The sequence below is a fragment of the Paenibacillus sp. MSJ-34 genome, assembly GCF_018918005.1.
Classification (GTDB): Bacteria; Bacillota; Bacilli; order Paenibacillales; family Paenibacillaceae; genus MSJ-34.
Genome location: NZ_JAHLPR010000003.1, coordinates 42,114 through 63,788, shown reverse-complemented (window position 1 = coordinate 63,788; position 21,675 = coordinate 42,114). Strand labels below are relative to the sequence as shown.

Genomic DNA, 21,675 nt, shown 5'->3' with positions numbered 1-21,675 from the left:
TAATAGGGTGGGTTATCGTTAATGGGGAGGGAATGGGATGCATCAAAAAATAAGTGAAATGATCGTACACATGTCTTATTCCCATCAGCACATGGCTAGGGTCATCGATGCCAAACGCCAGGTTGCGGTCCGAATGTCGCAGATCATCCACGCCTTGCCCGACCGGCATCCGGAATTCTCGGGTGTGGACGGTTTGATCGAGAATTCGGCGATAGTAACGAAAAATATCGTTGCCTATCTAAACAGCATCGCCGATTTGCAGGAGGCGGTGGCGGAAAATTTAACCCATGTCATGAAGGAAATCGGAGATCAGGGAGAAGAGTAAAGACGTGAACCCGGGCCCGGAAGCGAGGGGATGGTATTGAACAGAGAGGAGACGTACTTGCATATTTTGGATGCAAGCGCCAAGTTGCAATGGAATATTTCCATGATCCTGGAAGCGAAAGCGGTCGAAGCCGAGAAAGTGCGCAATTGGGCGTTGAACCATTTATCCGAACACGCTTTTACAAGTCATGAAGATCAATTGAAGGAGCCGATCGCGATTCATGAGCAACTTGTCGAGGTGATCGACGGATTAACGAAATTGGAACACGGCCTGGCCCATAATTTGCGGGTCATATTGAATCGGGACGCGGATTCGGGCGGAGACGGGTTCGACGGAATGTTTGGCGGCAATTTTGATATAGGGGACACAGGCAATGGACCTCTGGACGAAGGAAAGGATCGTTAAGCTAAAGCTTGTTGATTCGATTGCGCACAGCCAACAAGCGATCGCCCGCATACTAAACGTTATTGCCGATGTGGCGGAACATGAGGAGTCGAAGGCGCTCGCGCACCGTATCGGCGAAAATATGCAAGTCGTAACCGGATACCAGCAAGCCTTAAGCTCGATGGCGGCCGGCGTCGCGTCTCGGCGATTAAAAAAAGGAACTCCTACTAAGCCGTGGTTGGCTCCAGCTTTCAACGCACTAACGAATGGGACCCGAGGAGTGCAGGAGGATAAGCGGAATGAAAAAAACAAAGACAAAGGCGCTAAGAAAGAGAAAAATTCGCATCGTGAAAAAGGGGAGACGGTTATTCAAAGGAAAACGCCGTTTCATTCATAAAAAGTTGAAGCGCCGAATCAAAAGACGGATCAGACCGATTCGCAAGCGCCGTTTAAAACGGCTTAAACGGAAAGGTCATGCCCGCCGCAGCAGGCCGGTCATTCAGGACAATGCGGGCCCGCCGCAAGGGAATGAATTCAATCAGGCGTTCGATCAGGCGTATAACGAAGGATTCAACGCCGGCTTTGCCAAAGGGTTCGAAGACGGCCATCATATTGCATATGCATCGCAATAACCACCGAATCGGTGGTTTTTTTGCTTGAAGAAGGAAATATAAGAATTTTGTCGAAATGGTAATGTAAAATATTCCACTTGGAGCGGTTACTTAGTATGGTTTATGACGGAATTATCATCTCTATTGTTTTGGGATTGATTCGCGGCGGCAGCTTGAAAAGCTTTGCCGATTTGCGCCTTAAGCACGGCTGGATTTTCATTGTGCTGCTGGCTGTGCAAATCGTTATGTTTATATTTCAGTCCCGCTGGGACTGGCTTTCGTATGCAAGCAATTATTTTTATATGGCCGTTTACGTCGTCGGCTTGTATTTCTTATGGATCAATCGCAGCCATACCGGTTTTCCCTGGATATTCGCCGGCGTATTGCTGAATTTTATCGTCATGGCGGCCAATGGGGGAAGAATGCCGGTTTCGCCGGAAGCGGCATCCGTCCTGGATCCGTTCTTTACCCAAGCGCTGCAGGAAGGCGTTTACGGCAAGCATCAATTGATAACCGACTCGACCCGGCTCGGGTTTCTGGGCGATATTATCCCGTTATCGAGTCCGTATCCCCGGACCCAAGTGATAAGCGTCGGGGATGTCGTCATGAATATTGGCATTTTCGTTTTTATTCAGCATTTGATGCTGGCGGATAAAATGAAGAAATCTTCGCTGAAATCGATAGAGGAGTGAAGCGCACAACCATTAGATTATAGAAGGAGGTGAATTCGATGAAACTTGATAAAGCCAAAGCGAAAACAATTCTTTTGAATTTGGCGATCGTTGCATCTCTGGTTATTGCTCTAACTTCCGGCTATAGACTAGTATAATCTTAAGTCGGAAGGCCCCACCGAGGAAGAAGTGATTATGCTTCTTCCTTTTCACCTTCTCTAGGAAAGGTAGAAATTTGAATATGAATCATACAGCTAAGTTGAAATCGTATTTTACAATCCCATCCAATCTGTATTTAACAGGTCTATGTTTCGTGGGGATTCTCGTGTTTATGCTAAATTCTCAAATTCAATTGCCTTCGACATCCGGTTGGGTATTGTTGTTTTCACTCACGGGATCGATATTGCTATTAAATCAGGTTTTATTCCGTTTGCCTCCTGAGGGAAATGCTCAATCGATGGATTCGGCATTGTACTTGGCTTGTATTTTCACTTTTGGATTGCAATTATCTCTCAATGTACTGTTAATCAGTTCAGTGATTTATATACTATATCAACGAAGAATCGTTTGGTGGAAACATATTATCAATTTCGCCGTCTATGCTTTAATGATCGTTTCGGCCCATTACGTATTCGTGCAAACGGGAGGACATACAGGTCCGATGGAGCCGACTGCGCTATATTCTTATCTTTTGGCTATGACCGCATATTTTACCGTTAATGTCATTGCGCTCGGAATTTATTTTATGTTGTTAATTAAAAAAAGCTTGTTCCAGGTTATCCATGGATTCGTTAAAGAAACGATAACCGCCTATATAAGCACGTTACTGCTTTCCTTAATGTTAACGATGATGTTCGAGACGCATTTTTATTTCGGATTGTTTCTGTTTTTAATCATCGCCGTCCTGTTGTCCGTCTCGTTTAAACAGCTGTTTCGCTTGTATCAGGAAGTTTCGGATAAGGCCGCGAGAGACCCGCGCACCAATTTGTTCAACCACGGTTATTTCGAAGAACTGCTGGAAAAGGAGCTCGCCCAAGCGAAGGCGTCAGGCTCTCCCTTAAGTCTCGTTATTTTGGATGTGGACAGCTTCAAAAAAATATAACGACACGTTCGGCCATCTGAAAGGCGACAAGCTGCTTGAGTTTTTCAGCAAATTGCTTTTGCAGGAATGCGATCCCCATCATTATATCGCAGGGCGTCACGGAGGCGACGAATTTACGATATTGCTGCCGGGCAAACGGGAAAGGGAAACATTCTCTTTTATCAATTCCTTGAGGAAAAAGGTTAACGATTCCTATTTCGAAGGCGTTGAAATTTTCCCGCACGGCTGCCTTACGTTTTCGGCCGGAATTATCGAGTATACGGGGGGAATTTATGATAAGTCGCAACTAATGGATAAAGCCGATCAAGCGCTGTATTATGCGAAAGCCCAAGGCAAAAACCTTGTACATATTTATAACGAACAGTCGCCGATTTCCAAGACGATCGATATCGAGCAAGATATACAGGAAATCGAGCAGCAATTGAAAATCTTCCTATCGAAAGATATTTATACGTTCCAGCATAGCAAAAGAGTATTCACGTACGCCATGGATCTATGCGATTATATTCCGCTCAGCGATGCCGAGAAGAGAACGTTAATTTTGGGAGCGCTGTTCCACGATATCGGTAAGTTAGAAGTGCCGAAGCATATTTTGCAGAAGAAAGAGAAGTTGACCGCCGAAGAATGGAGCATCGTGAAGAAACATGTTATATGGGGAAAAGAAATCGTATCCGCCATCGATAAATATTCGGATCTGATTCCGCTGGTGGAGCTGCATCATGAACGCGTTGACGGCAAAGGTTACCCGTACGGCCTGGCCGGCGACGATATTCCGAAGCTGGCACGCATATTATGCGTAATCGATTCGTTCGACGCCATGACGACGGAAAGGCCTTATCAGAAAACGAAGACGTTCGATGAAGCGATACAAGAACTGCGGCGTTGTGCGGGGCAACAATTCGACGAAGCGTTCGTCGAATCCTTCATTCGGATGATCGCGAACAAGTATGATTTTAAACTGGAAGAAATGAATTCCGTTTCATAACGATAGAATCCGACTCTATTTGCGAATGACGCATTCGCAGATAGAGTCTTTTGTTTTTTTGGACATTCGCCAATTTTCAATCTTAGCGGATAAGCGTCCATGATGTGTCTGCCTGTATCGCATATATTTATACATACCTATAAACCAATGACGGACAGGATGAATGTTGTGAAAGATAAGATTTTCCGACGCAGGGGCAAAGGGCATCGGCATGGGTACGAAACCGGTTGGAGGCATGGCTACCGTCTGGGAGCGTGCCAATCGGTACTGAGGCGAGTCGCGTCCCGCCCGTTCCCGGTGCGGGATGTGAAGGCGATGTATGTTCCTCAAGGATTCGAGGCGATCGACAGCGGGGTCATCGAGGCGCTGCAGGCGTCCGTCCGGGAATGCATAATCGCCGAACCGCAGCGGATGCTTGATTTGGCACTGGAGACGAAGCCCGATCTGTTGCTGGTTATGAACGGGCTTCACGTCTTTCCGGAGGAACATCACGATCATCTCGACCGGATTCGCGGCAGCGGAATCCGCACGGCCGTTTGGCTGGCGGACGATCCGTATTTTACGGACGATACGGCACGCAATGCGCCCCATTACGATTATATATTCACCCATGAGATGAATTGCATCGAATTTTACCGAAGTCTCGGCTGCGGCCAAGTTCATTATTTGCCGCTCGCCACAAGCAGCCGGATATTCCATCCGCGCCGCACGGGATTGGAGTACGAAAGCGATGTCTGTTTTATTGGAAACGCCTTTTGGAACCGTGTTGCTTTGTTTGACGAATTGGCTCCGTATTTGGCTGACAAGAAAGTGGTTATCGCCGGAGGACATTGGGAGCGCCTGTCCCGATTCGAAACGTTAAAGCGTCATATCCGGCCCGGTTGGACGCCGATTGAAGAGACGGCGAATTATTACAATGGGGCCAAAATCGTAATCAATATGCATAGGCCGATCGAAGCCGGAAGCGACAATCGAAACGGCCGCAACATTCGCGGCACGTCGATCAACCCGCGCACCTATGAAATTTCCGGCTGCGGTACCTTGCAAATTACCGATGTGCGCGAAGATTTGCATCATTTGTACCGTCCCGGATCCGATATTGAAACGTTTGCGTCGGCATCCGAATTGCGCGACAAAATCGAATTTTATCTAAGCCATGAAAAAGAACGCCTTGCTATCGCGCTGAGAGGGTTGCGGACGACTAGAGAAAACCACATGTTCGCGGACCGGTTGAATCGCCTTTTTGAAATTATATTTTCATAATGCAAAGGAGTGTCGTCATGTCTTTAATCGTTCATCGTCGGAAAAAAACGAGAAAGCGCCATGCGCTCAAAAAACGGAGAATCGTCGTAACTAGATTAGGCCCAGCCGCTATAGCCCGCAGAGAAGGGCGGAAATTGGGGTTCAAGAAAGGGTTTGACGAAGGTTACTTGCGCGGCCGTGCCGACGTCATCGTCAACACGGTTCAAGATCCGGTTCCGTTTCGCAATATTCGGATTCTGTACGTTACGACGGGGAAAGGTTTTCCGTATTCGCCGATCGACGAAGCCGTGATCAGCACGCTGCAAGGGATGGTGTCCGAACTCATTCCGACCGATCCGCGGCAGCCGGTTGCCGATCTTGCAAGCCAAGTACGGCCAGATCTTGTGCTCTCGCTCGACGGCATGGAGTTTTCGACCGAACAGGTGCAGTCGATCCGGCAACTCGGGTTCCGCACCGCGATTTGGCTAACGGACGATCCGTATTATACCGATTTCACGTCTAATATGGTCGGCCATTACGATTATGTTTTCACGCTTGAGTTGAACTGCGTTCCTTATTATCAATCGCTCGGCTGCCCTAATGTATATTACTTGCCCTTCGCCGTTCAGCCGACGCAATACCGCCCGAAGCCGACTCAATCGACCATTCGCAGCGATATCAGCTTTGTCGGTTCCGCATATTGGAATCGCGTCGGATTTTTCGATCAACTCGTGCCTTATTTGCAAGACAAGAACGTCAGCATTTCAGGGTTATGGTGGGATCGGCTTGCAGGGTTCGAAACGCTGAAAGACAAGATCGAATTGGGCAAATGGATGGGACCGCAGGAGACGTCGGAAGTGTACAACGGTTCGAAGATCGTCATTAACTTGCACCGGTCGCATGATGACGATTCCGTCAATAACAATACCAATAAAATACACCCGGTATCCCCTAATCCGCGCACATTCGAGATCAGTTCATGCGCCACGTTGCAGCTAACCGATATTCGCGACGATTTAGCCCGGTTCTATACGCCGGGCGTGGAGATTGAGACGTATGCTTCTCCCCAGGAATTGATGGAGAAAATCGATTATTACTTGGCGAACGAGGAAGCCCGCCGCGATATCGCATTGCGCGGATTGGCCAGAACGATGCGCGAGCATACGTATGCCAGAAGATTGAATGAAATGCTGGCCCATATATTCGGGTAAAGGAATCGATGCGCGATCCGGTACAAATTGCTGTACCGGATCGCTTGCATCATGAAGCGATGCAGGGATACGAAAGGGAAATTGTACGAATGTGGAGGGTTCAATGTCGTGGCGATACGTATGTCCTTTCAATATATTGTACTACCTGGGAAAGGAGGTGAATCCATACCGTTAGGTATGATTCGTGCCGATGCGTAGAAAACGAAAAATGATATTGTTCTCTCACGTCTGCAACCCAACCTCCATAACCGGCGCGGAAAAATTGCTTCTCTTTTTTACGAGGGAAATGATGCCGTTCTACGATTGCGTTCTGGTTGTGCCGGGAGAAGGGGTTCTTTCGCGCCAAGCGCGTGCCCACGGAATTAAAGTAGTCGTTCAGCCGTGTCCGCTGTTTTTTCTTATTTACGATCCCCCGGCCGATTTGCCGGATCAGTTGGAGAGGTTGAAGCAATGTGCGGAACTGCCGAAATTAATTCGGCTGTTAAAATCGGAACGCCCCGATGTGGTGTTAACCAATACATGCGTGCATATTTTGCCGGCGGTTGCCGCCAAGACGCTGCATATTCCGGTTGTGTGGAAAATTACCGAGACGATTAACGAAAATGCGAATACCGCTCAATCCGTTGCGCTTATCGATCGCTATTCGGATCTGATCGTCGGCATATCGAATACGACGATGCGTTCATTTCGCGGCGACGCGATCCGCCGTAAAATCGTTATTTTGCCTCCATCGTGGCGAATGGAGGAATTCGAGCCCGAGAAATGGCCCGCCGCCAGAAAGTCCAGACGCAACCAGCTTGGCATTGCCGAGTCGACGCGGCTTATCGGCTATATTTCCACGTTCATCAATCCGGAAAAAGGATTGGAGCATTTTATTAAAATGTCGCTCCAAATTTGCGAAAAATTCGCCCATACGCAATTTATTATCGTCGGGAGCCCAAGGGATATGGACTATTACAACCGTTGTCTCGCGATGATTCAAAGGTCGAAACACGCGCATCGCTTTCGGTTCAGCGGTTTTGAAGATTCGATTCAGGCGATTTACCCGGCGATGGATATTTTGGTCGTCCCAAGTCTAGTTCAGGAAGGATTCGGTATGACCGCCTTGGAAGGCCTTATTTTCGGCAAACCGGTCATTACGTACCGTTCGGGCGGTCTAAGCGAAATTCAAAGCGCAACGGGCAACGATCGCTATGTCGTCGAGCAAGGGAATGTGGAGCAGTTGACGGCATGTGTCAGCGAGTTGCTGGCCGATCCGCATGCCGAAGCCAGAGTAGGCCGATCCAATCATCAAACGGTGCAATCGATGTTCGGCATCGAATCCTACCGAAAGAACTTGAATCATTTGGCTGTGCGGATCAACGCCCTTAGCCCGCCGAGACCGAGACGCGCGCTTTCCGCGCGCAGAACGGGAAAAACGATGCGCTTAAGGCGATTGATGCGAGTAAGGAAGCAACGTGCAGCGAGGCTCGGAAGAAAGCTGCGTTTAAAGCGGAAGGCCGCCATTGCCAGAAAAAGAGTTGCCGCCGCAAAGCGCAAAAGCGCAAGGCGCAGAATCGGCAAGCGAATCAACGTTAGAAGACGGCTTGCCAACCGGAAGCGCAAGAAGGTGCGAACGAGAGTCTAGCCCGATTTTCATACGATAAGAAGGTGAATTTTTTTATGCGCATCATGACTGTCTTGGGTACGAGACCTGAGATTATCCGGCTAAGTTTGATTATTCGGAAATTGGATCAGTATGCCGACAAGCATGTGCTCGTGCACACCGGCCAGAACTTTACCGCGACTTTGAGCGATATTTTCTTCACGCAGTTGGAGCTGCGGACGCCCGACTACAGGCTGAACATGAAGCAGCAATCTTTTGGCAGCCAACTGTCCGCGATGTTTGGCGAAATCGAACAAATCATATTGCGCGAAAAGCCGGATAAAGTATTGCTGCTCGGAGATACGAACAGCGCTTTATGCGCGATTGTCGCGGAACGTATGGGAATTCCCGTCGTGCATATGGAAGCCGGAAACCGCTGCTTTGACTTGGCCGTCCCCGAAGAGAAAAACAGGCGGGTTATTGATGCGATTTCCTCTTACAATATGCCGTACACTCAGCAGAGCAAAACGAACTTGCTGCGCGAAGGCTTTCCAAGCGAACGCATCGTTCTGACCGGGAATCCCATTTATGAAGTGCTGCTCCGTTTCGCCCCGCAAATCGAACAAAACGATATATTGGAACAATTGGGCTTATCGCCGCGGAACTATTTTCTCGTGACAGCCCATCGCGCCGAAAATGTAGATTCTCGCGATCACTTGTCCCAAATGATGAGCGCTTTGAACGAAATCGCCGCGCTTTACGGGCAGAGAATCGTTTGCAGCATCCATCCGCGAACCAAATCCCGAATGGAGCAATATATGGACATTGACATGCACCCGTTAGTCGAGTTCCACGAACCGTTCGGATTTTTCGAATTCGTCAAGCTGGAACGGAATGCGCGCTGCGTCATGACGGACAGCGGAACAGTGCAGGAGGAATGCTGTATCTTTCATATTCCGACGGTAACGATGCGCAATACGACGGAAAGGCCGGAAACGGTCGATTGCGGCAGCAACGTCGTCTCAGGGCTCAAGGCGGCAAACATCGTGGAGGCCGTAAAAATCATGACGGAACTGCCTTCCGACTGGCAGTGTCCGGACGGATATTTGGCGACCGACGTTTCCGTAAAAGTCGTAAAATTTCTGCTTGGAGGGAAGGTTGATGTTTGAGAACGAACGAATTTTGGTGACCGGCGGCACCGGGTCTTGGGGATACGAACTGATTAGCCAACTGCTGCCGCAAAAGCCGAAGGAGATCATCGTGTTCTCCCGAAACGAGACGAGTCAAGTGGCTATGAGCCGTCATTTCGAAGATCCGCGGCTTAGTTTTTTTATTGGCGATATACGCGACAGAAAGACGATTTCGCGCGCATGCCAGGACGTGGATTACGTGTTCCATCTTGCGGCGCTCAAGCATGTGCCGGTATGCGAGGATCATCCCTATGAAGCATTAAAAACGAACGTCATCGGCACGCAAAACGTGATCGAGGCTTCGATTGAAAATCATGTGAAAAAGACGGTCTATATTTCGACGGATAAAGCGGCGAATCCATCCAATTTTTACGGCATGACGAAGGCGATCGGCGAAAAGTTAATCGTGTATGCCAATTTACTGCGTTCGGACACGAAATTCGTTTGCGTGCGCGGCGGCAACGTGCTGGGCACTAACGGCAGCGTCATTCACTTATTTATGAACCAAATTAAACAGAAACATCAGATCGGATTGACGGACAAAAAAATGACTCGCTTTTTTTTAACATTGCAGGATGCGATCCGGTTGCTGTTTAAAGCGACAAAAGAGAGTTATGGCGGCGAAATTTATGTGATGACGATGCCGACTTGCAAAATTATCGATTTGGCGGAAGTGTTAATCGAAGCTTCCGGCAAATCGGATGTTCGGATCGTGGAAACCGGCGTAAGGCCCGGCGAAAAAATACATGAAATATTAATGAGCGAATACGAGAGCACATCCACTGTCGTTTACGACGAGCAATATTTGGTTATTTTGCCGACGATCAATATCCCCGGTTTAAGGGAGCGGTACGAACATTGCGCCCCGGTAGAATTCACCAGCTTCAGTTCCTCGCAAAATGTAATGAACAAGGAAGAAATCAAGAACATGCTCGTGCGGGGAGGATTTTTGTCATGAAATTGCTCGTCCTCGGCGGCAACGGAATGGCTGGCCATATGTTGGTGGGGTATTTTCGCGCCGCCGGCCGACATTCCGTTTTCTACACGACAAGAGACGAGACCGACGATTCCGGATTGTTGTTCGACGCGGAGGATCCCTCCATGGTGGAGGCGCTCGTTCGAACGGTTCGCCCGGATGTCATCGTGAACGCGATCGGCATTTTGAACGAAGCGGCCAAACGGAATCCGGTAGCGGCATATGCCGTTAACGGGCTATTGCCGCATCGTCTGGCGTCGGCGGCCGACTCTGTCGGGGCGCGGCTCATTCATATTAGCACCGATTGCGTATTTCGCGGCGATCGGGGCGGTTATGCCGAAACGGATGCGCCGGACGGCATAACGGTGTATGCTCGAACGAAAGCGCTTGGCGAAGTGAACGCCAGCCGCCATCTTACCGTTCGAACCTCGATCGTCGGACCGGAAGTCCGGTCGCATTGCATCGGATTGTTGCATTGGTTTCTGCGGCAACAAGGCAACGTTCGCGGTTACCGGCAAGTGTTGTGGAACGGAGTCACGACGCTCGAACTCGCTAAGGCGATCGAACATTGGATTGACTGTCCGGTTAACGGACTCGTCCATCTTGTTGCGCCGGAGCGTATTAGCAAGCTGGAATTGCTTCGTTTGTTCCAAAGATCGTTCGACAAGAACGATGTTGAGATCGTACCCGACGACGAAATCGCCGTCGATCGAACATTGGCGGTCACCCGTTCGGATCTGGACTATTCCGTGCCCCCTTATGAAGAGATGATTCGCGAACTGGCACAGTGGATGCGGTCGGGATGAACGGGCGCGGCACGATTCTCGTTACCGGAGCTTCGGGATTTACCGGCCGTCATGCTTGCAGTTATTTTGACAGCATCGGAATGAAAGTCGCGGCGCTCGTAAGGAAGGCGGGGGACACGCCTGAGTACGGAGAGACGGTCGTTTGCGATATGACGGTCAAGGAGCAGGTGTATGAAGCCATACGATCGGTTCGTCCCGATTACGTGCTGCATGTGGCGGGGAAAAATTCCGTTCCCGAATCGTGGACGAATCCGATCCAATATATCGAAACCAACATGATGTCTACGCTGATCCTGTTGGATGCGCTGCGGGAATTGCCGCACTGCCGCATTCTCGTGGTCGGCTCGAAATTGAAATTCGATTTGGCGCGGACGGAGAAACCGCCGCATCCATATAGTTGGAGCAAGACGATGCAGCAAACGGCGGCGCGCCATTGGATGCATTTATTCGAGCAGCATATTATGCTGGCGGAGCCTTCGAATTTGATCGGCCCCGGCCCTTCGACGGGGATTTGCGCACTCTTCGCCAGCAAAATGATACGGATGGAGCGGGGATATAAGGAGGGGCCTTTCCGCTTATCGTCCGCCGGAGAACAGCGGGATTTTCTCGACGTGCGGGATGCCGTGCGGGCATACGGATTTATTTTACGGGCGGGAAGCAGGGGGACGGTCTATCCGATCGAATCGGGAATATGGCGCCGCCTTGACGATGTGATCGAAGCGTTTCAACGTCATGCTTCCAAACGAGTGCCCGTAATTGCCGGAAATGACGATGTACGGACAGAGCCTGTGCCGGCAAACCCCGCTTTGATGCGAGAACTTGGTTGGACGCCTCAAATCTCCTTTGAGACGTCCGTTCAAGACATTGTTGACTATTACAGGAAGCGGCAAGAGGTGAAATGATGAAACCTAGAGTAACGATCGTTATTCCGTTTTACAATTGTCCTTATGTCGATCAAGCGATCCGCAGCGCGCTGAACCAATCTTATAATCATATCGAGATCATTGTCGTCGACGACGGATCCACACAACATACGGAATTGATAGCCCCTTACCGCAGCCAGTTGAATTATTTGGGAAAAGCGAACGGGGGAACGGCCTCGGCATTAAACCACGGCATCAGAATGGCTTCCGGAGAGTATATCGCCTGGTTAAGTTCGGACGATCTGTTTTACCGGAACAAAATCGAACAGCAGCTAGAGTTTATGCTAAGCCGAAATGCCAAAATCAGTTATACTTCCTTCGATAATATCGACGCGCATGGCAATGTGACGGAAGCCGACGTCGGCATCCGGTTTCCGAACGCTCTCGAGTTTTACCGTTCTTGGCATCATTACAATCCGGTCAACGGTTGTACGGTAATGATGAAAAAAAGCATGCTGGAGCGGGTAGGGCTGTTTAACGAAAGTTATCCTTACACGCATGACGTGGATTTATGGATGCGCATTATATTGAAGGGGTATTATTTTTATTTTTTGAACAAAAGTTTGACCGGTTACCGCTGGCATAACGAGATGGGAACGAGGAAGCATCAACCTGCCGTCGTGCAGGAATATGCGCAGACTAGAGAGAGATATCACGCCCCGTTATCCAATTTCATCGCCAAGCTGGTTAACCGGTAAGGGGGCGTCGATGAGAGCGGTCGTAACGGGGGGCGCCGGTTTTATCGGTTCGTATCTTGTCGAATCATTGCTTGCGCAAGGCGATGAAGTACATGTGATCGACAATTTGAGTACGGGTTCGTTAGCGAATGTGCCTGGAGCGGCGGAGTTTTACGAAGCGGACGTTCGTTTCGAACAAGCGTCGCAAACGATTGCCCAGATTCGCCCCGAAATCGTCTACCATTTGGCCGCGCAAGCGGACGTCCAAACATCGGTGCGCGATCCGTTTCTGGACGCTCATGTCAACGCGCTTGGTACGGTCAATTTGCTTCAAGCGTGCGTCAAGGCAGGCGTGAGCAAATTTATTTTGGCATCCACCTCGGCCGTGTACGGCAACTTGGAGCGGACGGCGATCAGGGAAACCGATCCGGCGAACCCGATATCTTTTTACGGTATATCTAAGTTGACGGCGGAGAATTATGTCCGCATATTTGGTGCGCTTTTCGGCATTCGTTATACGATTTTACGGTATGCCAACGTATACGGGGCCAGACAAACGCCAAAGGGCGAAGGCGGAGTCGTTGCGTTATTCATGGAACGGATTCGGAATGGATTGCCTCTGATCGTTCACGGCGACGGGGAGCAGACCCGCGATTTCATTTACGTGAAGGATGTCGTGCTTGCCAATTTGTCGGCAAAGCGGTTTGGAGACGGCGAGACGGTGCACATTAGCACAGGCTTACCGACATCCGTCAACATGCTCGCTTCCGAGCTTCAGCGCATCCATGACAAACCGCTTCAAGTCAACTACCATGATCCGCGTTTGGGCGATATACGCCACAGCTGCCTGAGCAACAGCAAAGCTCGCGAAACGCTCCGGTGGAATGCAAGGTATAATATTCGCGAAGGGTTGCGCGAAACCTATGAGCATTTGTTCAACAAACGCATATAATAAACCTGCCAACCCGTACTTTCCGAAAAGTGCGGGTTGTGTTCATGCGAACATAGCGCTATGCGACTCTTTAAACCAATTCCCATTGGCAGTATTCTCTCATCGAACCTTCTAAGCACTATCCCCTCGACTCAGTATCCTCTCATCGAACTTTCTAAGCACTATCCCCTCGACTCAGTATACTCTCATCGAACCTTCTAAGCACTATCCCCTTGACTCAGTAACCCCTCTTGAGAATATACAATCGAACAAGAAGGAAGATGAACGTCTTAACGACTATACCTCACCCACCTGCATTTTTTGTAATTTTATCTATATTTATATTGAAATACGAACTAATGTTCTGTATAATGTAAGTAGAACATCTATTCTTATTGGGGTGAAATAAGTGGAGGAACGAGCCGGAAAGTATGATTATTCGGACGCTTCGTCGGAACGTTTCGTTAGTGACGTTCAGCGGGATTTAAGCTCTGTATGCAATCGGGATGAGGGATACCCGAATGGCATTTCAAGTTGCTCTGATGCGGCGAACATGAGCGATTCAACGGCAGATTGCCTTGTGGCGATGTTTGATCGTCAATTTGGTACGGAGGAAGCTTGCGCCGATTACTTATTCCAAAAGAAGTGGCCGGGCGGGTTTCATTGTCCGCGTTGCCGCTATGATCAAGCGTATACGATTGAGTCGCGAAGACTTCCGTTATATGAATGCCGCGCCTGTCGTCATCAAACTTCTCTTACAGCCGGAACGATTTTAGAAGGGAGCCGTACTTCATTGCGCAAATGGCTTTTTGCGATCTGGCTCGTTTCGCGACATTGCGGTGTCAATGCAGTACAACTCTGTTCGTATATCGGCGTTACATACAAAACGGCTTGGTCGATGTTGCATAAGATTCGCCAAGCTATAAGTCATGGCGATGCAAACCAACCGCTTACAGGAATCGTCCGAGCCGGTCAAAATTTCTATGGCCGCCCTTACAATTCGACTATATTTCGGCATCCCCAGGAACATCATTTACTCGTCGGCGTCTCCCTCGACCCGCAAGGAGAGCCGCTTTACGTTAAAATGAAGCAAATCTCTCTTGAACATCTGGACGAAATGCGCTTACGGAAGTCCGGTTTGAAGGCGTTTGCAGAACAGCATGTCGATCCTGAAACGTACGATGTAGTCATCGAGCGGGGGCGCATGCATTTCAATCGTCTTCCCCATTTGCGGAAGTTATTTAATCAAGCGACAACATGGATTAATAAGACGTTTCGCGGAATAGGCCCCGCCTATTTGCAATATTATTTGGATGAGTTTTGTTTTCGCAGAAATATGCAATTCCGCAATGCCCCTATTATGAATAGTCTCTTGGACTTATGTATGACAACTCGCCCGATGACTTGCTCCGTCGCATCGCGACAATACCTGCGTACAACCGGCACGAGTACAACTCATCTAAGAACAAATACGTTGAGCCGCTACCAGCGAAACAAACTTTATTTGCAAAACCTTATTCATAAAAGCAGACAAATTCGAAAAGTTCTTGCTGAAACTCTGGCGTAGCGGGGATCCTTGTATGGAAGCATACTTTTCATTGAAACACTTTCTTGCAACCTGTCGAAAAGTTTTGTTGAGATTGGATTATTGAAGTTGAAATTCGACGCCTATTTGTTGAAGGAGCGATATACTATAAGTTTTACTAATGCCCACTAAGTTGGGGACTACCTCTGAGCGACCAGGATATCGGATGTTGTTTTGTGCTGTGTCTGTATTTCAAAGGAATATAGATTATTTAGTACGGCCCTAAAGAGGGGCAATAAAGTTTTAGTTTTGAGATTTGCTAGTTTTTAGTTCATATGGCTACGCAGAGAGACATTAAGTTTAGAAGTACTAGGTTCGCCGCTACTGATGGGATCGTGTTTAGAGGGTTTAATGGGAATATGCAATTCCCCTGAGTGGTTGGGATAGCGAGTGATTGGGATAGCGGTCAGAGGGATGAAAAATTGTTATATTTTATTGGCTTCTGAGCTGATGGGATAGCGGTCAGAGGGATGAAAAATTGTTATATTTTATTGGCTTCTGAGCTGATGGGATAGTGGTTAGAAGGTTTTAAAAAGGAGGCAATAGGAGGGGGGGGGTTATTAATGGTTTGAAGGGCGGTTTCCCGCCCGGTTCGCAAAGGGTTATATCGATTCGATCATATTGATAAAATTTTGCGCATAGCGTTCCAGAGTAAACTCGGTACGGACGAGGCGTTGCGACTCGGTGCGAATCGATTCTCTAAGCTGTTCGTTGCTTAATAAAGAAATGGATTCTTGCAACGCTTCGACAATATCGCCTAACGTATATAGTTTGCCCGTTTCGTTGTGTATAATCGTGCTTGCAACTCCGTCTTTCCGCGATGAGACGACCGGGCAACGACAACTCATCGCCTCCAGCACACAATAAGGCCCGCCTTCTTCTTTGGACGTTAAACAGAGGAAGCCCCCGGAATCGCCAATCATAGAAAAATAATTTTGCATCTGATCATTCGGCACGTTTTGATACATCGTAAGATACGGCTTCAATTTCAACCGCTCGATCTCGCTTTCGAATTGCTCCCTTTCCTGCGCGTTCGCTAAATTCGGATCTTCAAACATCCATAAGCGAATGTAAGGATTGTAATAATGAATCAAATGGCTTCCGATCGTTAAAAACTCTCTCCAATTTTTATTATCCTCGATTCTCCCGACCCAAGCGATAATAGGGTGGCTCGTTTTAGGCAACTCCCGATACGTAAACATTTCGCTGTCAAACGGATTGTTGAAGTGGAACTTGGGGATGTAAGGGAACAACTCGTCGAACAGAGCCGCGATATGGAACGTTTTCGGATTTAATAATGCGGAAGCGTATTCCGCGATACAAGCAATTCCTTTCGTCAATTCGTTTCGCGCGACTTCCTGCGGTCCGTATCCCTGGATTTCCAAAATGAATTTTCCCGTATAACCCAGACTGCGAAATCGCGGAAATGCGCCGTAGTCGGTCGTAGCTATAATCGCATCGTACCGTCCGTGCTCGATAACTTGTATGAGTCCGGCGTCGTCGCTCGCGATAAATGTGGGAATATCGGAAATATTTTGCATTCCCGAGCCGGGAGAATAGTAGAGACAATGCCCCGTATGTCCCAGTTTGCGCAGCGCCCGGCATCGATGGCGGTTCAAAGAATCGACACCGCCGCTCGGAACGTAATGAATAAATAAAAAATTCATGAGCTTCGGCGCGGCGAAAGAGCGGAAATAGCGCGCCTTCTCTCCCTTCGTTTTACGTTTAATTCGGATCCGCGATTGTTAACTGCTCTTTGTTAATAATTGCGATCGGGGAACCGTTGTTTTTGGCGAAGATCGTAATATCCGTAAATATCGGGGACATAATGTTCGTTACGAATTCAAAGGAAAAAGGCATGTATTCCGTGCGCAGATCGGCGATCGTAACGATAGATCCGGTTTGGGGATACAGATCGAGATGATGTAGGGAACGAGCGAATATGTTGCCGTTGATATAACCTTGGGTCAGGATATCAAATGGCAGATCGCCCCGGTTTTGAACGACGATATCGACGGCTTGAATGTACCGCGAATCAAACTCGGCTCCCGGGAAACAATTTAGTTTGAAAACGGACATAACAGCCTTTCACTCCAATCGGCTTCTTTCAATTATTATTATGATATGATACATGGCTAAAAACGGACTGGACAAATATGTATTTTATGAGTTGAGGAACTATACCCATGCATTCGGGGACGGCGGCTAATATATTGTAAGGACGGAAAGAAGCTACGGATATCGATTGGGGAGAGCGGAATGAAAATATTGTTGGCGACGTATTTCATTTCTCCGCATGTAGGCGGAGTATGGGAGTTTATGACTCAAATGAAGCGCCGGTTGGAAGGGTTCGGCCATGTTGTGGATTTGTTCAGTTCGGGTCCAGGGCATCAAACATACCATATTTCGAATGCGAATCGGGTTCTCCACAAGGAACAGATTATGCCTTTGCTGTCGGCCAAAATAAATGCTGCGCTTTATCCGGAGCTCGCCGAGGACGGTTGGATTCGTCATTTTGAGTTCGAATGTCTCAGTATGGAAATAGCGGCCGCATATTTCGGATTGAACGAGTACGATATTATCCATACTCAGGATGTTTTCGCCACTCGCGCGTTTTCCAGAGTCAAGCCGATCGCAACGCCGTTAATTGCCAGTTTGCACGGCTCGGCGGCGGAGGAATACAGGCTTCATTTTATCGAAAATGATGAAAACTTGAGCCTTTCCCGCAGATGGAAATACCATCAAGTATTAGAATATTTGGGCGCGTCCTCCGGAGATGTGACGGTGACATCCTCCCATTGGCTGAAGAACAAATTGGTGAAGGAATTTGCCGTCCCAAGCGACAAGGTGAGAGTTTTTCAATACGGTTACGATATCAACCGGTTTATGGAGCGAATGTCGGTCCCTTCCGGAATCGATCGGATACCAGGGAAGAAAACGATAATTTTTACGGGACGTCTGGTGGAAATAAAAGGCGTTCATTTCTTATTATCCGCACTGGCGGAATTGAAATCGATCCGCCAAGATTGGCATTGCCGAATTGTTGGGAGCGGACCGGAGCAGGAGAAATTGCATCATCAAAGCTTGGTTCTAGGATTGCAGCATTACGTTTCTTTTATGGGAAATAGGACGGATGTTCCGTATATGTTGGCGATATCCGATATTTTCGTCTGTCCGAGCATACTGGATAATCAGCCTTTATCGCTCATTGAAGCGCAAATCGCCGGTCTTCCCGCTGTTGTAAACGACGCTGCGGGAATTCCGGAAATGGTCGAACAAGGAATTACCGGGTTCGTCTGCCCTACGGGGAAGACGACCGCAATGGTCTATTATTTGAATGTGCTGCTGGAAGACGAATCCTTGCGGCGCCACATGGGGGCTCAAGCGCAAAGATGGGCCATAGATCATTGGTCGTACGACCGGATGCTGCAGCGATTTCTGGATTTGTACGAGGAATTGAGGGGAGGGAAAAAATGAGCCATTTCCAGGTCATGAGCGATTTGTATAACGGCCTCTTTTTAATACAATGTTCGAATCCCGAAGTGTCCGTAAACTATACGATGTGGAATCGAATCAAATCCGGTTTGCCTCAACATTATGTTATGCCCGATCCTAAGATGCTAACGATACTTAAGCAGATGAAATGAGCGGATGCTCCGTTCTATGTTTGGGATTTCATTTCGTAGGAGGGATCTTCATGAAATTAGCTGAAATTAAGGGGGTTTATCACTCGATTTTTAGCTTGGGATTTAACTGTACGCCTGCGATTCAACTGGAAGCGAACAAGCTGCGGCCGTTTGCCGGCGTGCTGGATTGGACGGTAAGCGCGTATTTGTCGGATGTGAACCGGTTATTGAAAAACCGGTTTGCGGGTTTTATGGAACTCCCGAATTTGAAGATGCTCGACTTTATTCCGAACCATCCGAATTATGTCGTCCAAGATACGTATTATAACATGGTGTCCAGCCATGATTTTCCGATTCGCGCCGGTTCGGATTCCTACTTGTCCAGCTATCCGGAGTTTAAGGAAAAGTTAAATCGGCGCGTGGCGCGGACGTTGGAAAAAATGGCCTCCGATCCGAAGCTGTTGTTTGTCAGGTTAAACGGAACGTTTGAGGAAGCAAGCGAACTGCAATCCGTTTTGGCTTCGATGGTTACCCATGATTTTCGCGTATTGCTGGTCAATTACACTCAGGTTCCGTATATCGTCGATTTGGAGTGGCCGCTCGAAAAAGTTTGTTCGGTAGAGCTTCCCGCTTTCGATATGTATGCAAGCAACTATGATCCCAATTGGAATATTTTGCTTGAGGGCATTCAATATGTGAACGCTTGACCTTTCATTAGCAATCGAAAAGCCTTGATCCCTTTGTCGTAAAGAGATCAAGGCTTATTTGCGTCAAGGCGGTTACGGCATCATGGCCGATACGACGAAGGAAACGTTACCTGTCAATTTTGCTTGGTTTACCGGCGAATCGGTGGACTTCACGGACAGGTAGTAAGCGTGCGAAGGATTGACAATTTCTCTATCGACGTATCTAAGCGTGCTGTAAGTTGAAGAGAAGCAAGTTTCTTCCGCCTGATATACGATCGTCCCATGAGGAGAATCTTTGCGAATGATAATTTGCAGTTGCCCGATATCCCAGTTCTTTTGCCAGCTGACTCCGGCCTCGATGACGACATGATCGCCGGCGGTTAAATTCGGCATCTGAATAAAGGATAAAAAAATTTCTTGCTCGCCGATATGAAGCGGAAAGACGTATTGTCCAAGATTGATGCCGCTGGATAGCGAATATTTGATGAGCATACAGGAATCCCTCCTTGGCTATTGCGACGTTGGTCGAGGCGTTCGCCTTAACCGGCGTCGCTAACGATAAAATTTAATCGCAAGCGAGATACGACATGCAAAGTGCCGCCGCCAATTCTTGATCGGTGATCGCCCGGCTGTCGATATGGTTGATACGATAGACGGCGGCATCGTCCGGAATGATGCGGCGCTCCATAAAGAACTGCGCCGCCGACCTGAGCAGCAGCCCGGGATGCGGATCGTCGGGAAGAGGCGGCGACGCCTCGGCCGATCGCTCCTTTCTGCGAACAAGCAAGGAGTTGGGGGCGTTCACGAGAATTTTGCCTTGTTTGCGCAACTCGTACGAGACCGCGATATCGTCGTAAAAATAATAATAATGGTCCGGTATCATAATTTGCTTATACAATGTAGCCCCGCCTGGGTTCCAATCGGTCTCATGCCGCTGAAACGTGGGAAGTTCCAAAAAGGATTGCCCGGCATGATGCAGCTTGAAGGAAATTCGCTGCCCCTCTATGCGCTCGTATCCTCCCGCATGCTGCACCGTAAAGTCGGAGTATATGACACGGCATGCGACCGATCCGATATCGCCGCTTTCTTCGGCACGAACGAGCAACTCTTCGATCCATCCTTCCGTCGCCACATTGTGAGGATCGATGAAAATATAATAGGCGTCTTTTCTGGCATGCTGCAAGGCGGCTTTTTTCGCTTCGGCCGAGCTCAGTTTGTCCGTTGAACGGACGGTTGTTACATTTGCGAAAGATTGCATGCAATCCCGGATCCATTGTCCGTTTGCCGCCGACGAGCCGTTGTCAAAGAGAATAATCTCATGCGGGATGCGAACGGTATTTTCGATCGAATGTACGCACTCCAACGTATGTACATTCGCTTCATGAACGATGACGACGAACGTGACGAATGTATGGAAGAGCCCTTCGCGAATCTTTTTCCGCAAGACCGCTTCTCCGGAAATAAGCGCGGCTTGATGAAGCTGATGCTGCAAAATGATATGGGTTGTCTGTCCGGAATGGATTCGGTATTTGTATATCGCATACGGCACGTGGACGAAAGCGGAGCGCGGATAATGGAAAGCGGCTCTTAACGCCAAGTCGTAATCTTGGGCGCTATCGTATTTCGGATTGAAAATGCCGATTTTATAAAACACGTCGCGGCTGATCATCTTGAAATGGGTTGCATACATATTCCCGTCCAGATGCTCCGTAAAGATATCCCGCTTCGGAAAACGCTCGCTGCCGACGCGTTCGGTATCCCTGGAATATTCGTCGATATGCATACGGTCGGAAAAAGAATATTTCGTTTCATCGGTCCAATGCAATAAGGACAACTCGACAGCGTGGGGTTCCAGCATATCGTCGCAATCGAGAAACGCGATGATGTCCCCGGAAGATCGGAATAAGGCCTCGTTCTGCGTGTTGGAGATGCCAAGATTTCGTTCGTTTCGATACACGCGCACAAGTGGATGGCCGCTGTACCCCGCTACGATGCCGGCTACCTCCGGATCGGTCGAGCAATCGTCCACGATGATCAATTCGATATTTCGATAGGTTTGGTTAAGCGCGGAATTAATGGCTTGCTTCAAGTACGGCGTATTATTGTAGACCGGAATAATGATGGAAACTTTCGGATTGTTTCGAAGATGATCCATATGC

Annotated in this window: 22 protein-coding genes; 18 read left to right on the top strand and 4 right to left on the bottom strand. The window is 48.6% G+C overall.

Features of this window, described 5'->3' with window-relative positions:
* The first annotated feature begins 37 nt into the window (after positions 1-37).
* From KQI79_RS02180 to KQI79_RS02110, 16 genes are all read left to right on the top strand, one after another.
* Positions 38-325 (top strand): nucleoside-diphosphate sugar epimerase, encoded by a 288-nt coding sequence (locus KQI79_RS02180; protein ID WP_216536579.1) that lies wholly within the window; start codon positions 38-40, stop codon positions 323-325.
* A 36-nt stretch (positions 326-361) separates the two neighbouring features.
* Positions 362-730, top strand: a complete 369-nt coding sequence (locus KQI79_RS02175) for an alpha-helical endospore appendage domain-containing protein (protein WP_216536661.1) — start codon at positions 362-364, stop codon at positions 728-730.
* A gap of 278 nt (positions 731-1,008) precedes the next feature.
* Positions 1,009-1,341 (top strand): hypothetical protein, encoded by a 333-nt coding sequence (locus KQI79_RS02170; protein ID WP_216536578.1) that lies wholly within the window; start codon positions 1,009-1,011, stop codon positions 1,339-1,341.
* Positions 1,342-1,436: 95 nt separating this feature from the next.
* The gene (locus KQI79_RS02165) at positions 1,437-2,012 is read left to right on the top strand and encodes a DUF5317 domain-containing protein (RefSeq protein ID WP_216536577.1); all 576 of its coding nucleotides are present in this window, start codon (positions 1,437-1,439) and stop codon (positions 2,010-2,012) included.
* A gap of 436 nt (positions 2,013-2,448) precedes the next feature.
* Positions 2,449-3,093: a GGDEF domain-containing protein gene (locus KQI79_RS27435; RefSeq protein WP_253297905.1), complete on the top strand. Its 645-nt coding sequence runs from the start codon at positions 2,449-2,451 to the stop codon at positions 3,091-3,093.
* Positions 3,068-4,078 (top strand): diguanylate cyclase, encoded by a 1,011-nt coding sequence (locus tag KQI79_RS27430; protein WP_253297904.1) that lies wholly within the window; start codon positions 3,068-3,070, stop codon positions 4,076-4,078. The genes KQI79_RS27435 and KQI79_RS27430 overlap by 26 nt, the downstream gene beginning before the upstream one ends.
* A gap of 159 nt (positions 4,079-4,237) precedes the next feature.
* The gene (locus KQI79_RS02155) at positions 4,238-5,341 is read left to right on the top strand and encodes a glycosyltransferase family protein (RefSeq protein ID WP_216536576.1); all 1,104 of its coding nucleotides are present in this window, start codon (positions 4,238-4,240) and stop codon (positions 5,339-5,341) included.
* A 17-nt stretch (positions 5,342-5,358) separates the two neighbouring features.
* Positions 5,359-6,531 (top strand): CgeB family protein, encoded by a 1,173-nt coding sequence (locus KQI79_RS02150; protein ID WP_216536575.1) that lies wholly within the window; start codon positions 5,359-5,361, stop codon positions 6,529-6,531.
* Between the two features lie 190 nt (positions 6,532-6,721).
* Positions 6,722-8,158 carry a glycosyltransferase family 4 protein gene (locus KQI79_RS02145; protein WP_216536574.1) on the top strand — a complete coding sequence of 479 codons (1,437 nt, stop codon included), beginning with the start codon at positions 6,722-6,724 and terminating at the stop codon, positions 8,156-8,158.
* A 35-nt stretch (positions 8,159-8,193) separates the two neighbouring features.
* Positions 8,194-9,285: a non-hydrolyzing UDP-N-acetylglucosamine 2-epimerase gene (gene wecB / locus KQI79_RS02140; RefSeq protein WP_216536573.1), complete on the top strand. Its 1,092-nt coding sequence runs from the start codon at positions 8,194-8,196 to the stop codon at positions 9,283-9,285.
* A complete protein-coding gene (locus KQI79_RS02135; RefSeq protein ID WP_216536572.1) occupies positions 9,278-10,264 on the top strand; it encodes a polysaccharide biosynthesis protein in 987 nt (328 codons plus the stop codon). Before wecB ends, KQI79_RS02135 begins: the two co-directional genes overlap by 8 nt.
* Complete coding sequence (locus tag KQI79_RS02130; protein WP_216536571.1) at positions 10,261-11,088, top strand: dTDP-4-dehydrorhamnose reductase family protein; 828 nt, start codon at positions 10,261-10,263, stop codon at positions 11,086-11,088. The genes KQI79_RS02135 and KQI79_RS02130 overlap by 4 nt, the downstream gene beginning before the upstream one ends.
* Complete coding sequence (locus KQI79_RS02125; RefSeq protein WP_216536570.1) at positions 11,085-11,990, top strand: NAD-dependent epimerase/dehydratase family protein; 906 nt, start codon at positions 11,085-11,087, stop codon at positions 11,988-11,990. The genes KQI79_RS02130 and KQI79_RS02125 overlap by 4 nt, the downstream gene beginning before the upstream one ends.
* Positions 11,990-12,709, top strand: coding sequence for a glycosyltransferase (locus KQI79_RS02120; RefSeq protein WP_216536660.1), 720 nt, complete (start codon positions 11,990-11,992; stop codon positions 12,707-12,709). Before KQI79_RS02125 ends, KQI79_RS02120 begins: the two co-directional genes overlap by 1 nt.
* Before the next feature lie 10 nt (positions 12,710-12,719).
* Positions 12,720-13,640 carry an NAD-dependent epimerase/dehydratase family protein gene (locus KQI79_RS02115; protein ID WP_216536569.1) on the top strand — a complete coding sequence of 307 codons (921 nt, stop codon included), beginning with the start codon at positions 12,720-12,722 and terminating at the stop codon, positions 13,638-13,640.
* Positions 13,641-14,028: 388 nt separating this feature from the next.
* Positions 14,029-15,186, top strand: a complete 1,158-nt coding sequence (locus KQI79_RS02110) for a transposase (RefSeq protein ID WP_216536568.1) — start codon at positions 14,029-14,031, stop codon at positions 15,184-15,186.
* Positions 15,187-15,806: 620 nt separating this feature from the next.
* On the opposite strand, the gene KQI79_RS02105 is transcribed toward KQI79_RS02110, so the two are convergent.
* Both KQI79_RS02105 and KQI79_RS02100 read right to left on the bottom strand, forming a co-directional pair.
* The gene (locus KQI79_RS02105; protein WP_216536567.1) at positions 15,807-16,871 is read right to left on the bottom strand and encodes a glycosyltransferase family 4 protein; all 1,065 of its coding nucleotides are present in this window, start codon (positions 16,869-16,871) and stop codon (positions 15,807-15,809) included.
* 58 nt (positions 16,872-16,929) lie between these two features.
* Positions 16,930-17,283, bottom strand: coding sequence for a hypothetical protein (locus tag KQI79_RS02100; protein ID WP_216536566.1), 354 nt, complete (start codon positions 17,281-17,283; stop codon positions 16,930-16,932).
* Between the two features lie 180 nt (positions 17,284-17,463).
* On the opposite strand from KQI79_RS02100, the gene KQI79_RS02095 reads away from it, so the two are divergent.
* Both KQI79_RS02095 and KQI79_RS02090 read left to right on the top strand, forming a co-directional pair.
* Positions 17,464-18,681 (top strand): glycosyltransferase family 4 protein, encoded by a 1,218-nt coding sequence (locus tag KQI79_RS02095; RefSeq protein ID WP_216536565.1) that lies wholly within the window; start codon positions 17,464-17,466, stop codon positions 18,679-18,681.
* A 220-nt stretch (positions 18,682-18,901) separates the two neighbouring features.
* The gene (locus KQI79_RS02090; RefSeq protein WP_216536564.1) at positions 18,902-19,537 is read left to right on the top strand and encodes a DUF1796 family putative cysteine peptidase; all 636 of its coding nucleotides are present in this window, start codon (positions 18,902-18,904) and stop codon (positions 19,535-19,537) included.
* Between the two features lie 72 nt (positions 19,538-19,609).
* Here KQI79_RS02090 and KQI79_RS02085 read toward each other — a convergent pair whose 3' ends face one another.
* The gene (locus KQI79_RS02085; protein WP_216536563.1) at positions 19,610-20,008 is read right to left on the bottom strand and encodes a hypothetical protein; all 399 of its coding nucleotides are present in this window, start codon (positions 20,006-20,008) and stop codon (positions 19,610-19,612) included.
* A 73-nt stretch (positions 20,009-20,081) separates the two neighbouring features.
* Positions 20,082-21,671: a glycosyltransferase family 2 protein gene (locus KQI79_RS02080; protein ID WP_216536562.1), complete on the bottom strand. Its 1,590-nt coding sequence runs from the start codon at positions 21,669-21,671 to the stop codon at positions 20,082-20,084.
* Positions 21,672-21,675 lie beyond the last annotated feature (4 nt).

Bases quoted from the DNA above. Each gene is read 5' to 3' on its own strand.
- KQI79_RS02180 (WP_216536579.1), top strand. From the start codon at position 38: ATGCATCAAAAAATAAGTGAAATGATCGTACACATGTCTTATTCCCAT.
- KQI79_RS02170 (WP_216536578.1), top strand. From the start codon at position 1,009: ATGAAAAAAACAAAGACAAAGGCGCTAAGAAAGAGAAAAATTCGCATC.
- KQI79_RS02165 (WP_216536577.1), top strand. From the start codon at position 1,437: ATGGTTTATGACGGAATTATCATCTCTATTGTTTTGGGATTGATTCGC.
- KQI79_RS27435 (WP_253297905.1), top strand. From the start codon at position 2,449: ATGGATTCGGCATTGTACTTGGCTTGTATTTTCACTTTTGGATTGCAA.
- KQI79_RS27430 (WP_253297904.1), top strand. From the start codon at position 3,068: ATGTGGACAGCTTCAAAAAAATATAACGACACGTTCGGCCATCTGAAA.
- KQI79_RS02155 (WP_216536576.1), top strand. From the start codon at position 4,238: ATGAATGTTGTGAAAGATAAGATTTTCCGACGCAGGGGCAAAGGGCAT.
- KQI79_RS02150 (WP_216536575.1), top strand. From the start codon at position 5,359: ATGTCTTTAATCGTTCATCGTCGGAAAAAAACGAGAAAGCGCCATGCG.
- KQI79_RS02145 (WP_216536574.1), top strand. From the start codon at position 6,722: ATGCGTAGAAAACGAAAAATGATATTGTTCTCTCACGTCTGCAACCCA.
- wecB (WP_216536573.1), top strand. From the start codon at position 8,194: ATGCGCATCATGACTGTCTTGGGTACGAGACCTGAGATTATCCGGCTA.
- KQI79_RS02135 (WP_216536572.1), top strand. From the start codon at position 9,278: ATGTTTGAGAACGAACGAATTTTGGTGACCGGCGGCACCGGGTCTTGG.
- KQI79_RS02130 (WP_216536571.1), top strand. From the start codon at position 10,261: ATGAAATTGCTCGTCCTCGGCGGCAACGGAATGGCTGGCCATATGTTG.
- KQI79_RS02125 (WP_216536570.1), top strand. From the start codon at position 11,085: ATGAACGGGCGCGGCACGATTCTCGTTACCGGAGCTTCGGGATTTACC.
- KQI79_RS02120 (WP_216536660.1), top strand. From the start codon at position 11,990: ATGAAACCTAGAGTAACGATCGTTATTCCGTTTTACAATTGTCCTTAT.
- KQI79_RS02115 (WP_216536569.1), top strand. From the start codon at position 12,720: ATGAGAGCGGTCGTAACGGGGGGCGCCGGTTTTATCGGTTCGTATCTT.
- KQI79_RS02105 (WP_216536567.1), bottom strand. From the start codon at position 16,871: ATGAATTTTTTATTTATTCATTACGTTCCGAGCGGCGGTGTCGATTCT.
- KQI79_RS02100 (WP_216536566.1), bottom strand. From the start codon at position 17,283: ATGTCCGTTTTCAAACTAAATTGTTTCCCGGGAGCCGAGTTTGATTCG.
- KQI79_RS02095 (WP_216536565.1), top strand. From the start codon at position 17,464: ATGAAAATATTGTTGGCGACGTATTTCATTTCTCCGCATGTAGGCGGA.
- KQI79_RS02090 (WP_216536564.1), top strand. From the start codon at position 18,902: ATGAAATTAGCTGAAATTAAGGGGGTTTATCACTCGATTTTTAGCTTG.
- KQI79_RS02085 (WP_216536563.1), bottom strand. From the start codon at position 20,008: ATGCTCATCAAATATTCGCTATCCAGCGGCATCAATCTTGGACAATAC.
- KQI79_RS02080 (WP_216536562.1), bottom strand. From the start codon at position 21,671: ATGGATCATCTTCGAAACAATCCGAAAGTTTCCATCATTATTCCGGTC.